This is a genomic window from Arthrobacter sp. 05T45 (assembly GCF_056395875.1).
The window spans coordinates 151,540-165,160 of the sequence record NZ_JBFTKI010000001.1 but is presented as its reverse complement, the minus strand read 5'-3'; the positions used below and the strand labels follow the sequence as shown (position 1 = coordinate 165,160).

Sequence of the window (13,621 nt, the reverse complement as noted above, 5' to 3'; positions counted from 1 at the left end):
GTTCGTTCCCCCCAGGGATCACAGCGCAGACCGCTGCAGTGCTCGATTGACATCGTTCAAGGAACAAGTCTAGGGGCAGTAATGAGCACACTTACCATTACCGCCCATTTCCCGGCCCTAGCGGTGGGCCCGCGTGTCCTGCAGGCGCTTGATGAACCAGCGCGACTGTTCGGGGCCGTACGGCAGGATCGGGATGGCCTTGGTGGCGTCGTCCGGGGTTTCCCGGGTGGCCTGGATCGCCTGCCGGACCGCGGTGGTCATGGTGTTGGCCATGGTCTTGACGAACTGGTCCGAGCACGGTTCGCCGTGGCCGGGAATCAGGAATTCGTAGCGGTGCCGCAGCGCGGAGAGGTGCCGGAGGGCGTCGGCCCAGTCTTCCGGGAATGAGTCCTCGAAGGACGGGTGGGAACCCTGTTCGACGAGGTCGCCGGCGAAGAGGGTGCTTGCCGTGCCGACCAGGAGGTCGCCGTCGGTGTGTCCGCGGCCCAGATAGAACAAGGTGGCGGTCTGCCCGCCAAGATCCACCAGGACCGGCTGGTCCTTCACGATGGCGTTGGGAACCACCAACTCAGCGTCGGAGCCCTGACCGGCCGCCATTTCGGGTTCCGCGGAGGCCACGAGCCGGCGCTGCTCGTCACCGTTCTCCTCGATTTCCGCGGCGCAGTTCTCGTGAGCCCAGAACTCCGTGACGCCCTCACTGGCGAAGACTGCGTTGCCGAAGAAGTGGTCAAAGTGGGCGTGCGTGTTGACCACGACGAGCGGCAGCCCGGTCTTTTCCCGCACGGCAGCCAGGATCTCGCGGCCCTGCCGGGGCCCGCCGCCGGTGTCGATCACCATGGCGCGTTCGGTGCCGACCACCAGACCCGTGTTGAGCAGGGAACCTTGAGTTGTCAGTACGTAGTTGTCCGGACCGACCTCGAGCCATCGTGACATTGAATCTCCGTATTTCCGACGCTTTTCCGGCATTGTTGGTCCAGCGTTGTTGGTGCTGTACAGGCCTCGATTCTACCCGCGCTGGCTGGCATTTCCCTTCAGGGCATGCCCGTCCCGTCCCTGTGGCGGGTATGCCCGGACCCCTCGTCGTGGCCCGCGCGGCGGTGTAGCCTGTGGGCTACTTCCCTCGATGAGCCAGGTGCTCCACCGAACGAATGGGGGTGGCTCCCGTTGAAATCCGGCACGTCCCTGGAGCGGATGGTGTTCTTCAGCGATGCCGTCTTCGCCATAGCCCTGACCCTCCTGGCCCTGGACCTGAAACTGCCTGAAGGAATTCCCGCGGACCAGGTGGACGACGCCCTGGTTGCTGCCCTGCCGCAGCTGCTGGCGTACGCCCTGTCCTTTGTCATCATCGCCAAGACGTGGATGTCCCACCACTCCGACTTTGCCCTCATCCGCCGCTTCAATGCGAACCTGGCCTGGCTGAATCTTGCCCTCTTGTTCTTCATCGCCATGCTGCCCGGTCCGACGTCGATCCTCAGCGACTACGGGGACGACCCCACCCCGTGGCCGAGCGTCCTGTACGCCGCCAACATTGCCGCTGTCTATTTGATGCTGGCGGCCATCTGGGGCTATGCGAAGCATGCGGGGCTCATGGACCGCGAGATGGCCGCCCACGTCCACCGCCGGATCTTTTATGCGCGGATTGCCGTGGCGCTGGTCTTCCTGCTCTCAATTCCCGCGGCGTTCGTCCTCAAGGCCTACACGCCGTTCGCGTGGCTGCTGCTCCTGCCGGCGTCGTGGCTGGCACAGTGGCTTTCGGCGCGGCAGGGGACGGCAGGGGCCGCCGGGGCCGCCGGGGCCGCACAAGAGTGATTGCGCGGCCCCTGTCCCCTCAATCGGGATGCAGATCCCCGGTTAAGCCTCACATGTCCGCGAGTGCCGACCCCGGGTTCTCGATCGCGTCCGCGACGTAGCGCAGGAAGCCGCCGGCCGCTCCGCCGTCGCACACCCGGTGGTCGAACGTGAGCGTCAGCTCGGTGACCTTGCGGACGGCGAGCTCGCCGTTGACCACCCAGGGCTTGTCGATGATCCGCCCGACGCCGAGGATCCCCACCTCGGGGTGGTTGATGATCGCGGCGGAACCGTCAACCCCGAACACGCCGTAGTTGTTCAGCGTGAACGTGCCGCTGCCCAGTTCCGCCGGGGTCGCTTTGCCCTCGCGCACGACGGCGGTGAGGCGGCGGATTTCGGCGTCCAGTTCGCGGGCGCTGAGCTTGTCCGCGTTCCGCACCGACGGCACCATCAGTCCGCGGTCGGTCTGTGCCGCGAACCCGAGGTTGACGCCGTCGAAGGCCACAATCTCCTGCATCGCCCCACCCGCGGCATCCTCCGTGGTCACGATCCGGGTGTTGAGCTCCGGGAACTTCTTGAGCCCGGCAGTAACAAACCGTGCGATGAAGGCCAGCAGGCCCGGGGTGTTGTGCGGGTCCGCCTTTTTCAGCGCGGCACGCATCTCCACCAGCGCAGTGGCGTCCACGTCCACCCACACCGTGGCTTCCGGGATCTCGGAGCGGCTGCGCGACATGTTTGCCGCGACGGCCTTCCGCACTCCCCGGACCGCCGTGCGTCCGGAAATGCCCAGACCGGTGCGCGCGTCGGTGCCGGAACCCGCGGCAGGCGCGGCCGGCGCGGCAGACTCCGCAGCAGCCGGACGCTCAACCACCGGCGACGGCTTGATGACGGCCTCAACATCGCGCCGCATGATGAGCCCGCTGGCCCCCGAGCCGTGGAGTTCCCCCAAATCAACCCCATGGTCGCGCGCCATCCGGCGAACCAGCGGAGAAATAACGGCCCCCAGTTTCCCGGGAACCCGGGTGCGCAGCAGCACCAGGTCATCGGCAGCCTTCTCGGCAGCAGAGACCCCGGAAACCGATTCGGCCCCCGCAGCCCGCTTAGGAGCCCGGGTCCGCCGGGCAACCCCATGCCCGCCCGGAGTCCCATAACCAATCAGGACATTGCCGGACCCGGCCTTCTCCTCCTCGCGATAAGCCTCAGCCGCAACAGCAGCAGGCGAAGAAACAGGAGCGACAGGCGAGTCAGCAACAACGGCCGGCGCCTTACCCGCAGACCCAGCCGACGCAGGCGATGCCGCCCCGGGAGTGGCATCGGGCCTGTCGGAGCCGGACGGCATGCTGCTTGCAGCAATGCCGTCCGGCGAAGGGGCGGGGGCGGCATCGCCTGTGGCGGCGTCACCAGCGGAAACGGAGGAAACAGCAACACCGACCGGCATCACAGAGATCAGCGGCTTGCCGACGTCGAGCGTCTGGCCGGGTTCGCCGTGCAGCACGGCCACGGTGCCGGCGTACGGGGAGGGCACCTCCACCATGGACTTGGCGGTCTCCACCTCGGCGATCGGCTGGTCCACGCGGATCTCGTCGCCCACGGCCACGAGCCAGTTCACGAGCTCGGCTTCGGTGAGGCCTTCGCCCAGGTCCGGCAGGAGGAATACTTTCGGTTCGCTCATGGTCAGTCTTCCCACTGGAGGTCGTCAACGGCGTCGAGGATGCGGTCCACGCCGGGCAGGTAGTAGTGCTCGAGCTTCGGCGCCGGGTACGGCACGTCGAAGCCGGTGACGCGGCGGATCGGTGCGGCCAGGTGGTGGAAGCAGCGTTCCTGGACCCGGGCGACGATTTCCGAGGCCACGGACGCGAAGCCGTGGGCTTCGGCGATCACCACGGCGCGGCCGGTCTTGCGGACCGAGGCGCAGACGGTCTCATCATCGAACGGCACGATCGAGCGGACGTCGATCACTTCCAGCGAGCGGCCTTCCTCGGCGGCGGCGGCCGCTGCGGCGAGCGCCGTCGGAACGGACGGACCGTAGGCGATCAGCGTGGCGTCGGTGCCGGGGCGGGCGACGGCGGCCCGGCCCTCGGAGGACGTGCCGCGCTCGGTGTTCGCGGCGTGCTCGGCGCGCAGCGCGTCCAGGTCCACCTGGTCCTTGGACCAGTACAGCTTCTTGGGCTCCATGAACATCACGGGGTCATCGGAGTCGATGGCTTCGCGAAGCATCCGGTAGCCGTCGGCCACGGTGGCCGGGGTGAAGACCTTCAGACCGGCAGTGTGCGCGTAGTAGGCCTCGGACGAGTCGCAGTGGTGCTCCACTCCCCCGATGCCGCCGGCGTAAGGGACCCGGATGACCATGGGCAGCTTCAGGGCGCCCTTGGTGCGGTTGTGCATCTTGGCGACGTGGCTGACGATCTGTTCGAAGGCCGGGTACGCGAACGCGTCGAACTGCATTTCGATGACCGGGCGCATGCCGTTCATTGCCATGCCGACGGCCATGCCGACGATGCCGGATTCGGCCAGCGGGGTGTCGAAGCAGCGGCTCGTGCCAAAGGTCTTGGTGAGCCCGTCCGTGATGCGGAAGACGCCGCCGAGCATGCCGACGTCCTCGCCGAAGACCAGGACCGAGGGGTCCGCGTGCATGGCGTCCGCCATCGCGGTGTTCAGGGCCTTGGCCAGGGTGATGGTCTGCGGGCCGGCCTGCTCGGCCGCAACAGCAGCCTTGGCGGCGGCGCGGGCGGTCGCGGCGCTGACGTTGCCGTTCGCCTCGGAGGACGTGGTGATGGTGGGGCTCATTTCCCGGCCTCCCTTGAGGTGGATGCGGATGCGGCGTCCCGGGCCAGTTCGTCGGCGAGCATGGCGGACTGTTCTTTCAGCTGTGGTGTGGGGGTGGAGAAGACGTACTTGAAGAGATCCTGCGGTTCCACCGGAATCTCTTCGCTGAGGCCTTCGCGCAGCTGCGTGGCTACCGCCTCCGCCTTGTCGGCGATCACGGCGGCGCGGTCGTCGTCCAGCAGGCCGCGGTCCGTCAGGTAGGTCTGCATCCGGCTCAGCGGGTCCTTCGCCACCCATTCGGCGACTTCGCTGTCCTGCCGGTAGCGGGTGGCGTCATCGGCGTTGGTGTGCGCCTGCATCCGGTAGGTGTGCGCCTCCACCAGCAGCGGGCCGGAACCTTCCCGGGCGAGCTTGACGGCCCGGCCGAGCACGGCGAGCAGGGCCACGATGTCGTTGCCGTCCACGCGTTCGCCGGCCATGCCGTAGCCCACGGCCTTGTGGGCCAGGGAGGGCGCAACGGACTGGTGCGCCAGCGGCACGGAGATCGCGTACTGGTTGTTCTGGACGAAGAAGACCACTGGCAGGTGGAAGACGGCGGCGAAGTTCAGGGCCTCGTGGAAATCGCCTTCGCTCGTGGCGCCGTCGCCGCACATGGCCAGGACCACGGTGTCCTCGCCGCGCAGCTTGGCGGCGTGGGCAACGCCGACGCCGTGCAGCAACTGGGTGGTCAGCGGGGTGCACTGGATGCCGACCTTGTTCTTGGCGGGGTCGTAACCGCCGTGCCAGTCGCCGCGGAAGAGCGTCATCGTCTGGACCGGATCCACGCCCCGGGCCATGACGGCCACGGAGTCGCGGTAGGTGGGGAACAGCCAGTCACCCTCGGCAAGGCACAGTGCGGCGGCAACCTGGCACGCCTCCTGGCCGTGGCTCGAGGGGTAGACGGCCATGCGGCCCTGCCGGACCAGCGCGGAGTTCTGGTCATTGACGCGGCGGCCGATGACGAGCTGCTCGTAGGCGGCCATCAGTTCGGTCTCGCTGGGCAGGCTGTACTCGTGCCCCGGCTGGGTACCCTGTTCCGTGTGGGGATTCAGGGTTCCGTCCGGGCCCACCATCTGGATCTGGTGGCGTGCGGGCAGCATGTAGTCCTCAACGGTGATACCGAACTTGCTCACGGCATCACCGGCTGGATCTTGTTGCGCGGCCTGCTGCGCAGCTGGCTGCGCAGCGTGGTCTGCGGAGATCGTCATTGGTCCGTCCTTCTGTAGCCACTAATCTTTCCCAGTATGCCGCCAGCTGATGTTTCGTATCCACCTCTCCCGTGAATCGTGGAGATGTCCACAAATTTGCCCTAGTCTGGAAGACAAATCGTAAGTGTGAGCTGGATTACCGGCGGGGGTCGTAGACGAATGGCAGAGCTCGAATCAGAGCAGGTGGCGGTACCGCTGGACGATATGGACCGGAACATCATCGCGGAGCTGACCCGAGACGGCCGGATGTCGGTGACACAGGTGGCCGAGAACGTCCACATTTCCCGCGCCCACGCCTACACCCGGATCGCCCGGCTCACGGGCGAAGGCGTCCTGACCAAGTTCACCGCCCTGGTGGATCCCATCAAAGCCGGGTTGAAGTCGTCTGCCTACGTCACGCTGAAAGTGCGCCAGCATTCCTGGCGCGAGTTGCGCGAACTCCTGCGCGCGATCCCCGAGGTCCATCACATCGCTCTGGTCGGCGGGGACTTCGATGTCATCCTGCTGGTGCGCGCCGTGGACAACATCGATCTTCGCCGGGTGATCTTCGATCAGCTGCAGTCCATGCCCGGAGTCCTGGACACCCAGACGTTCCTGGTGTTCGAGGACCTGGACACCCGCTAGCTGACGAATGCTTTCATCCAGGCCCGGAGCTCTTCGCCGAATTCCACCCGGTCGGCTGCGATCGAGATGACCGCCTTGAGGTAGCTCAGTTTGTCTCCGGTGTCGTACCGGCGGCCCCGGAAGACCACCCCGTAGACGCCTCCGCCTTCGCAGTCGGACACGGCAAGGGTCTGCAGCGCGTCGGTCAGCTGGATTTCGCCGCCGCGGCCGGGCGGAGTGTCCTCCAGGACATCGAAAATCTCCGGATGCAGGATGTACCGGCCGATCACGGCCAGGTTGGACGGGGCCTCGGCGGCGGCAGGCTTCTCCACGAGCCGGTTGACCCGCACATGGTCCTGGCCCGGCACAACCGAAACGTCGGCGCAGCCGTAGGCACTGATTTCCGCCGGATCCACCTCGATCAGGGCCACAACCGAGCCGCCGGTCCGGGCCTGGACATCCATCATGGCGGTCAGCAGCTCGTCCCGCTCGTCGATCAGGTCATCGCCCAGCAGGACGGCGAACGGTTCGTACCCGACATGCTGGCGGGCGCAGAGGACGGCATGACCGAGCCCCTTGGGGTCGCCCTGGCGCACGTAGTGCAGCGGGCCCAGGCGGGAAGCGTGGCGGACGGCCTCCAGCCTGTCGAAATCACCCTTGAGTTCGAGGGCGTGCTCCAGCGAGGGCTCGCGGTCAAAGTGGTCCTCCAGCGCCCGCTTCTGGCGCCCGGTCACCATGAGCAGATCCGTCAGCCCGGCCCGGACGGCTTCTTCCACCACGTACTGGATGGCCGGCTGGTCGACCACGGGCAGCATTTCCTTTGGCATCGCCTTAGTTGCCGGCAGGAACCGGGTTCCCAGTCCCGCCGCGGGTATGACAGCCTTATTTACAGATTTCCCCAGAGTCATAACCGAACATTACAAGCGGGTTCCGGAAATGAGAATGCTTCGAAGCAAAGACGAGTAGCCGGGAAATGCGTTTCCGGGTACCCCGACCGGGCCGGCCCTCAGCCCTTGAAAACCGGGCTGCGCTTCTCCTGGAAGGCCCGGAAACCCTCGGCGTAGTCCTCGCTCTTGCACAGCCGTGCCTGTTCTGCGTTTTCCTCTTCCATGGCCTCCCACAGCCCCAGCCGCTGGTCCCGGATGTGCGCGACGAGCTCCTTGCTGGCCCGGAACGCACCCGTGGCGCCGGTGGCAACGTCGGCCACGATGGCGCGGGTATTCTCAAGCAGTTCCGCCACGGGCATGGCCCGGCTGAACAGGCCCTGCGCCACGGCGTCGGCGCCGCTCATGAGCTCGGCGGTGTAGATCAGGTCCAGGGTCCTGTGCATGCCGAGGCGCTCGGTGAAATACCAGTGCCCGCCCGAATCGAGGGTGGCGCCGAGCTTGGCGAACGGTGAGCCGACCTTGGCATTCTCTGCCACGTAGACCACATCCGTGGCCAGCAGCAGCCCCAGCCCCACACCCAGGCAGGCGCCCTGGGCGGCGGCGAACGTGGGCGCGGGGAAGGCGCTCATTTTCTTCAGCAGCGGCTGGACGAGCCCGCCGAGGTAGGCCTGCGCGTCATCGCTCTCCGGTTTAACGCCGGCAATGTCACGGCCGGCGCAAAAGGCCCGGCCCTCGCCGCGGAGCAGCAGCGCCCGGACCTCGCCGCGCCCGGCGGCGTCAGCGGCGTCGTCGTACGCCCGGGACAAATCCGCGAGCGCCTGCTCGTCGAGGGAGTTGAGCTTGTGCGGGGCGTCGAGTACGACCTCGGCGACGCCGTCGGCAATGGAGAGGGAAATCATGGGGCTCCTTGGATTCGAAAAGGCCTGGACGTCGAAAAACCTTAGACGTCGAAGTCGACCGTGACTTCCGGTGTGGTGGGGTGGGACTGGCAGGTCAGGACGTAGCCCTTGTCGAGTTCATCCTGCTCCAGGGCGTAGTTCTCGTCCATGGTGACGTTGCCGCTGACCACCTTGGCCCGGCAGGTGCCGCAGACGCCGCCGGCGCAGGCGAACGGCACATCGGGGCGGACCCGGAGCGCGGCGTTGAGGATGGACTCGCGGGCATGGGTGGGGCTGGCCACTTCGCCCTGCAGCCCGTCCAGCTTGAACGTGATCTTGTAGGTTTCCTTGGATTCGTCCGTGACCACGGGCCGGCCGATGTTGCCCTCGGGGCGCTCCGGCTTGCCGGAAGTGAACAGTTCGAAGCGGACATGCTCCGGGGCGACGCCGCGCGCGGCGAGGGTGTCCCGGCAGAGCTGGACGAGTTCGAACGGGCCGCAGAGGAACCATTCGTCGACGTCCTCGGCGTGGATCGCGGTGCCCAGCAGCGCCCGCAGCTTCTCGGCGTCGATCCTGCCGCTGAGCAGCGGCGCGATCCGCTGTTCACGCGAGAGCACGTGGTGCAGCGCCAGCCGGGCGGGGTATCTGTCCTTCAGGTCCGCGAGTTCTTCAAGGAACATCACGTCCATCGCGGCCTTGTTGGCGTAGACGAGGTCGAAGCGGGTTTCCGGGTGGGCCGCCAGCAGGGTGCGGGCGATGGCGATCACCGGGGTGATGCCGGAGCCGGCGGCAATCGCCACGAAAGATCCGGGCTCGCCCGCCAACTCTTCCGGATGGTTCATGGAGTTCATGACGTTCTGTTCCACGGACTTGCCGTCGCGTCCGTGCTTGGAGACAAAGGCTCCCATGGGGCTCATGACGTCGAGGACGTCGCCTGCCTTGAGTTCGGCATTGGCCCACGTGGAGAACAGGCCCCCGAGGTCTTTCTTGATGGCCACGCGGATTTCGCTGCTGCCGTCCGCGAAACTGCGCGGTTCGGCGCAGATCGAGTAGCTGCGGCGGATCTCGTGAGGCTGGCCGTCGGCGTCGGGCAGGGTGGTGCGCAGCGCGACGTACTGGCCCGGCAGGTAGTCGAACTGGCCGGCGAGCTCGGCCGGGACCCCGAACGTCACCTCGATGGCGTCGTCGGTGAGCCGGCGGACTTCGTCCACCGTCAGGGTGTGGAAGGACGCACGACGGCGGCCGGTGGCTGCGGCCGACTCCGCGGCGGTCTGGCGGACAACCTTCATGGAAGCACCTGTTCCTTACAAGACTTTGAAGTAGTCGAACGGTTCCTTGCAGTCCTGGCACACGTAGAGGGCCTTGCAGGATGTGGAACCGAAGCGGGTGAGTTCTTTGGTGTTCAGGGATGAGCACTGGGGGCATTTGACGGCGAGCGAGAGCCGGACCGGGCCGGCGTGCCGGACTGCTTTTCCGTCAACAGCCGTCCGGCCGGACGGTGGGGCTATCCCGTACTGCTCCAGCTTGGCCTTGCCGTCGGCACTCATCCAGTCAGTGGTCCAGGCCGGCGAGAGGACAAGTTCGACCCGGACGCTCGGGTACCCGGCGCGGTGGAAGGCCGTGGTGAGGTCATCCCGGATGGCGTCCATGGCGGGGCAGCCGGAGTACGTCGGGGTGATGATGACCCGGACGGCGGGAACCATCCCGCCGTCGTCAGCGCTTGGTTCCGTCGAGACCTGGACATCGCGCAGGATGCCGAGGTCCGCGATGGTGAGGACCGGGATTTCGGGGTCGCACACGGTGGCAGCGACCGCCCAGGCCTTCTCCCGGGCAGTATTGCCCTTGGCGGCGTTGCGGCGCTCGGCGGTTTCCGGATCGGAGACAAACATTTCCATGGTCTCTACCAGCTGGCTCCGGGGTACTCGCGGGCGAGCACCTGCATCTCGGCGAGGATGTAGCCGAGGTGTTCGGAGTGCAGGCCGCGGCGGCCCCCGCCCGGTGATGGCTGGACGTTGGGGACCTCGAGCTCGGCTTCGGCCAGGATCTCGCCGGTGAGCCGGTCGAAGTCCTCGCGCAGGCTCGACGGCTGCGGCGCGGCGCCGGCTTCGCTGAGGCGTCCGGTGAGTTCGTCGTCGCGGAACAACTCATCGACGAAGGGCCAGACGACTTTGAACGCCTGGATCATGCGCCGTCGCGATTCGTCCGTGCCGAGGGCCAGGCGCAGCACCCACTGGGCACTGTGGTCCCGGTGGTAGTCAACTTCCTTGACCGCCTTGGCGGCGATGCCGGCCAGGGTGGAGTCGGTGGAGGACGTCAGCCGGCGGTAGAGCTCGAACTGGTAGTAGCTGACCACGAACTGCCGGGCGATGGTGACGGCGAAGTCCCCGTTCGGCTGCTCGAAGAGCGCCGCGGAGCGGAACTCGTGCTCGCGGCGGAAGTAGGCGAGATCGTCTTCGCTGCGCCCGTCCAGGCCGCCGGCGTAGCTGAGGAAGGACCGGGCATGGCCCAGTTCGTCCAGGGCGATGTTGCCGAGGGCGACGTCCTCTTCGAGCTCCGGCGCGCGGGAGATCCAGTGACCCAGGCGCTGGGCCAGGATCAGTGCGTCGTCACCCAGGCGCAGGGCGAACTCGGCAGCGTCCTCGCTCGGTTTCGCGGAGCCGCGGCTGACGGCCAGGGCGATGTCTTCGGGACGGAGGGCGTTGCCGGGGGTGATGCGGGTGGCGCTCGCGGTGCCGTCACCGCTGGCGCCCGCACCGGATACGCCGACGGAGATGTCGCCGTGGCCGCTGTCGTGCATGTCTGTTTCGGGAGTGGTGCTCACAGGTGCTTCACGCCCTCGCTCTTGGTGTAGTACGTGGCGTGGCGGTAGTCCTTGCCCTGGGGGGATTCAAAGAAGGAACCCTTGGAATCGGGGTCGCTGGAGGCGATGGCCTCGGCCGGGACCACCCAGATGGATACCCCTTCGTTGCGGCGGGTGTAGAGGTCCCGGGCGTTGCGCAGGGCCATGGCCGCGTCGGGCGCGTGCAGCGATCCTGCATGGACGTGGGACAGGCCGCGGCTGGAGCGGACGAATACTTCCCAGATGGGCCAGACGTTGCCTGCGTGGGGTTCGGTTGTCATGCTGCTGATTCCTTCTGCTTGCGGCTCTGCTTCTCGGCGTATGCGGCTGCGGCTTCGCGCACCCAGGCGCCGTTCTGGTGTGCCTCGCGGCGCCGTTCCAGGCGCTGGGCGTTGCAGGGGCCGCGGCCGGCCAGGACTTCATGGAATTCATCCCAGTCCAGCGGCCCATGCTCCCACTTCTTGGTTTCCTCGTTGAACCGGATGTCCTTGTCCGGAAGCGTCAGGCCGAGGACCTTGACCTGCTCCATCATCATGCCGACAAACCGGTTGCGGAGCTCGTCATTGCTGAACCGCTTGATGTTCCAGGCCATGGACTGCTTGGAGTTGGGCGAATCGTCGTCCGGCGGGCCGAACATCATCAGGGCGGGGGCGTACCAGCGGTTGACCGCTTCCTGTGCCATCTGCTTCTGCTCGGGGGTGCCGTTGGAGAGTTCCAGCAGGATCTCGAAGCCCTGGCGCTGGTGGAAGGACTCTTCCTTGCAGACCCGCACCATGGCCCGGCCGTAGGGGCCGAAGGAGGCGCGGCAGAGCGGCACCTGGTTGGCGATCGCGGCGCCGTCGACCATCCATCCGATGGCACCCATGTCGGCCCAGGTGCGGGCGGGGTAGTTGAAGATGGAGGAGTACTTGGCCTTGCCGTCCATCAGGTCCTGCATCATCTGATCGCGCGGCTGGCCGAGGGTTTCAGCAGCGGAATACAGATAGAGACCGTGGCCGGCCTCGTCCTGGACCTTGGCCATGAGGATGGCCTTACGCTTCAGGCTCGGGGCGCGGGAGATCCAGTTGGCTTCGGGCTGCATGCCGATGATCTCCGAGTGCGCGTGCTGCGAGATCTGGCGCAGGAGCGTCTTGCGGTAGGCCGGGGGCATCCAGTCACGCGGCTCGATCCGGGAATCTTCCGCCATGACCTTGTCGAAGTATGCCTGGCCCTCGGCGTCGAGCCGGGCCGCGTCCTCGGGGCTCAGTTCATGCCGTGCCTGCGATGGATCGGCGGGCACTGACTGCAGGGTCTGCGATGCCATGGTTGCTCCTAATGATTTCGGATAAATAATTACCGACCGTTCGTTCAGGATATGCGGAAGGCCGGAGATGCGTCAAGGACAGGAATCCGTGTAACGCTGGTTGCATGGATCTGGAGGTGTCGGCCGCGCTCACCATTCCCGCGTCGGAACTCCGCTGGCGGTTCTCGCGCTCGTCCGGGCCAGGCGGCCAGCACGTCAACACCTCGGACAGCCGCGTCGAACTCTCGTGGAACGTCGCGGCCTCGACGGCGCTCTCGGATGGTCAACGGCTGATACTGGCCACCCGCCTTGAACGGCGCCTCATCGCCGGAGTGATCACCGTGACCGCCGCCGAGCAGCGCTCCCAGCTGCGCAACCGCGAGATCGCCCTGGCCAAGCTCGCCGGCCTCGTGGCAGAGGGCCTTGCCCCCGAGGCCGCCCGCCGCCGGGCGACCAAACCCACCCGCGGCTCGAACCGTCGACGCCTCGCCGCAAAGGAACAGCGGGCAGCGACGAAACAGCAACGACGGCGGCCGTCCGCCGAATAGCGCCGTCCAGCCATCCAGCCGTCCAGCCAGTCATCCAGCCAGCTGGAAACGCGCGCCCGTGCCCGGGGAACGATAAGCTCGGACATTACGTCGCCGCTAAGCATCACGAAACGGAAAATGGAAGCCTTGGAGTCGTCCCCACCCATTCGGATCCTGACCGTCTGCACAGGGAACATCTGCCGTTCCCCCGTCGCGGAACGCCTGCTCCAGGCAGGACTTGACCGGATGAAACCCGGCGCCTTTGAGGTAGAGAGTGCCGGCACCCGGGCCATGGTGGGCGAGCCCGTCCAGCCCAGCTCAGCGGACATCATCCGGAGTTATGGCGGAACACCGGACGGCTTTGCCGCCCGGCAGTTGACGCCGACGATCCTGCGCCACACCGATCTGGTCCTGACCATGGCCGCACATCACCGCGGCGAAGCACTGCAGATGGATGCCTCCCTGCTCCGGCGCACGTTTACCATCCGCGAGTTCGCGCGCATGCTGAGGGTCCTGGAACAGCGCGGCAGCACCCAGCGGGATGGCACGGCGGATCCGGCGGTGGACCTGAGAAGCTTTTGGCGCGAATTGCCCGCCCGGGCCGCTGCGGTCCGGCACCTGACACTTGCCCAGGACGTTCCAGAGGACGACGTCGTGGATCCCTACGGGCGCGGCGAGGGAATGTACCGGCAGATGGAGTACGAGCTCGCGCCCGCGCTCCTCACCATCCTGCGTTTCGCGCGCACCACAGCTGAGTTCCACAACGGCTGAGTGGCCGCAAGAGCCGGGCACTCCCGGAGGGGT

Annotated in this window: 15 protein-coding genes; 4 read left to right on the top strand and 11 right to left on the bottom strand. The window is 66.9% G+C overall.

Translation table 11 applies throughout. The features are described 5' to 3' along the window. Positions 1 to 117: 117 nt before the first annotated feature. Positions 118 to 933 carry an MBL fold metallo-hydrolase gene (locus AC1DGD_RS00785; RefSeq protein ID WP_476855597.1) on the bottom strand — a complete coding sequence of 272 codons (816 nt, stop codon included), beginning with the start codon at positions 931 to 933 and terminating at the stop codon, positions 118 to 120. 231 nt (positions 934 to 1,164) lie between these two features. On the opposite strand from AC1DGD_RS00785, the gene AC1DGD_RS00780 reads away from it, so the two are divergent. Then, the gene (locus tag AC1DGD_RS00780) at positions 1,165 to 1,809 is read left to right on the top strand and encodes a TMEM175 family protein (RefSeq protein WP_476855596.1); all 645 of its coding nucleotides are present in this window, start codon (positions 1,165 to 1,167) and stop codon (positions 1,807 to 1,809) included. 49 nt (positions 1,810 to 1,858) lie between these two features. Here AC1DGD_RS00780 and AC1DGD_RS00775 read toward each other — a convergent pair whose 3' ends face one another. The 3 genes from AC1DGD_RS00775 to pdhA are packed head-to-tail and all read right to left on the bottom strand — an operon-like array spanning position 1,859 to position 5,801. Then, entirely contained in the window at positions 1,859 to 3,460 is a 1,602-nt protein-coding gene (locus AC1DGD_RS00775; protein WP_476855595.1) for a dihydrolipoamide acetyltransferase family protein, read from the bottom strand. A 2-nt stretch (positions 3,461 to 3,462) separates the two neighbouring features. Continuing rightward, entirely contained in the window at positions 3,463 to 4,575 is a 1,113-nt protein-coding gene (locus tag AC1DGD_RS00770) for an alpha-ketoacid dehydrogenase subunit beta (RefSeq protein ID WP_476855594.1), read from the bottom strand. After that, positions 4,572 to 5,801, bottom strand: a complete 1,230-nt coding sequence (gene pdhA / locus AC1DGD_RS00765; protein WP_476855593.1) for a pyruvate dehydrogenase (acetyl-transferring) E1 component subunit alpha — start codon at positions 5,799 to 5,801, stop codon at positions 4,572 to 4,574. Before pdhA ends, AC1DGD_RS00770 begins: the two co-directional genes overlap by 4 nt. A gap of 159 nt (positions 5,802 to 5,960) precedes the next feature. On the opposite strand from pdhA, the gene AC1DGD_RS00760 reads away from it, so the two are divergent. Then, the gene (locus AC1DGD_RS00760; protein ID WP_476855592.1) at positions 5,961 to 6,425 is read left to right on the top strand and encodes an Lrp/AsnC family transcriptional regulator; all 465 of its coding nucleotides are present in this window, start codon (positions 5,961 to 5,963) and stop codon (positions 6,423 to 6,425) included. Here the strand turns inward: AC1DGD_RS00760 and galU are convergent. From galU to paaA, 7 genes are all read right to left on the bottom strand, one after another. Beyond that, positions 6,422 to 7,312: a UTP--glucose-1-phosphate uridylyltransferase GalU gene (galU, locus tag AC1DGD_RS00755; protein ID WP_476855591.1), complete on the bottom strand. Its 891-nt coding sequence runs from the start codon at positions 7,310 to 7,312 to the stop codon at positions 6,422 to 6,424. The two genes, AC1DGD_RS00760 and galU, sit on opposite strands and share 4 nt — an antisense overlap. Before the next feature lie 98 nt (positions 7,313 to 7,410). Beyond that, positions 7,411 to 8,190, bottom strand: a complete 780-nt coding sequence (locus tag AC1DGD_RS00750; RefSeq protein WP_476855590.1) for an enoyl-CoA hydratase/isomerase family protein — start codon at positions 8,188 to 8,190, stop codon at positions 7,411 to 7,413. Between the two features lie 41 nt (positions 8,191 to 8,231). After that, on the bottom strand, positions 8,232 to 9,458 hold the full coding sequence (paaE, locus tag AC1DGD_RS00745) for a 1,2-phenylacetyl-CoA epoxidase subunit PaaE (protein WP_476855589.1): 1,227 nt from the start codon (positions 9,456 to 9,458) through the stop codon (positions 8,232 to 8,234). Between the two features lie 15 nt (positions 9,459 to 9,473). Then, positions 9,474 to 10,058: a 1,2-phenylacetyl-CoA epoxidase subunit PaaD gene (gene paaD, locus AC1DGD_RS00740; protein WP_476855782.1), complete on the bottom strand. Its 585-nt coding sequence runs from the start codon at positions 10,056 to 10,058 to the stop codon at positions 9,474 to 9,476. A gap of 11 nt (positions 10,059 to 10,069) precedes the next feature. Further along, a complete protein-coding gene (gene paaC, locus AC1DGD_RS00735) occupies positions 10,070 to 10,966 on the bottom strand; it encodes a 1,2-phenylacetyl-CoA epoxidase subunit PaaC (RefSeq protein WP_476855781.1) in 897 nt (298 codons plus the stop codon). Positions 10,967 to 10,986: 20 nt separating this feature from the next. Next, positions 10,987 to 11,289 (bottom strand): 1,2-phenylacetyl-CoA epoxidase subunit PaaB, encoded by a 303-nt coding sequence (paaB, locus tag AC1DGD_RS00730; RefSeq protein ID WP_079554945.1) that lies wholly within the window; start codon positions 11,287 to 11,289, stop codon positions 10,987 to 10,989. Then, on the bottom strand, positions 11,286 to 12,311 hold the full coding sequence (gene paaA, locus AC1DGD_RS00725; RefSeq protein ID WP_476855588.1) for a 1,2-phenylacetyl-CoA epoxidase subunit PaaA: 1,026 nt from the start codon (positions 12,309 to 12,311) through the stop codon (positions 11,286 to 11,288). The genes paaB and paaA overlap by 4 nt, the downstream gene beginning before the upstream one ends. Before the next feature lie 104 nt (positions 12,312 to 12,415). On the opposite strand from paaA, the gene arfB reads away from it, so the two are divergent. After that, complete coding sequence (gene arfB, locus AC1DGD_RS00720) at positions 12,416 to 12,838, top strand: alternative ribosome rescue aminoacyl-tRNA hydrolase ArfB (protein ID WP_476855587.1); 423 nt, start codon at positions 12,416 to 12,418, stop codon at positions 12,836 to 12,838. A gap of 126 nt (positions 12,839 to 12,964) precedes the next feature. After that, complete coding sequence (locus tag AC1DGD_RS00715; protein WP_476855586.1) at positions 12,965 to 13,588, top strand: arsenate reductase/protein-tyrosine-phosphatase family protein; 624 nt, start codon at positions 12,965 to 12,967, stop codon at positions 13,586 to 13,588. The last annotated feature ends 33 nt before the right edge of the window (positions 13,589 to 13,621 follow it).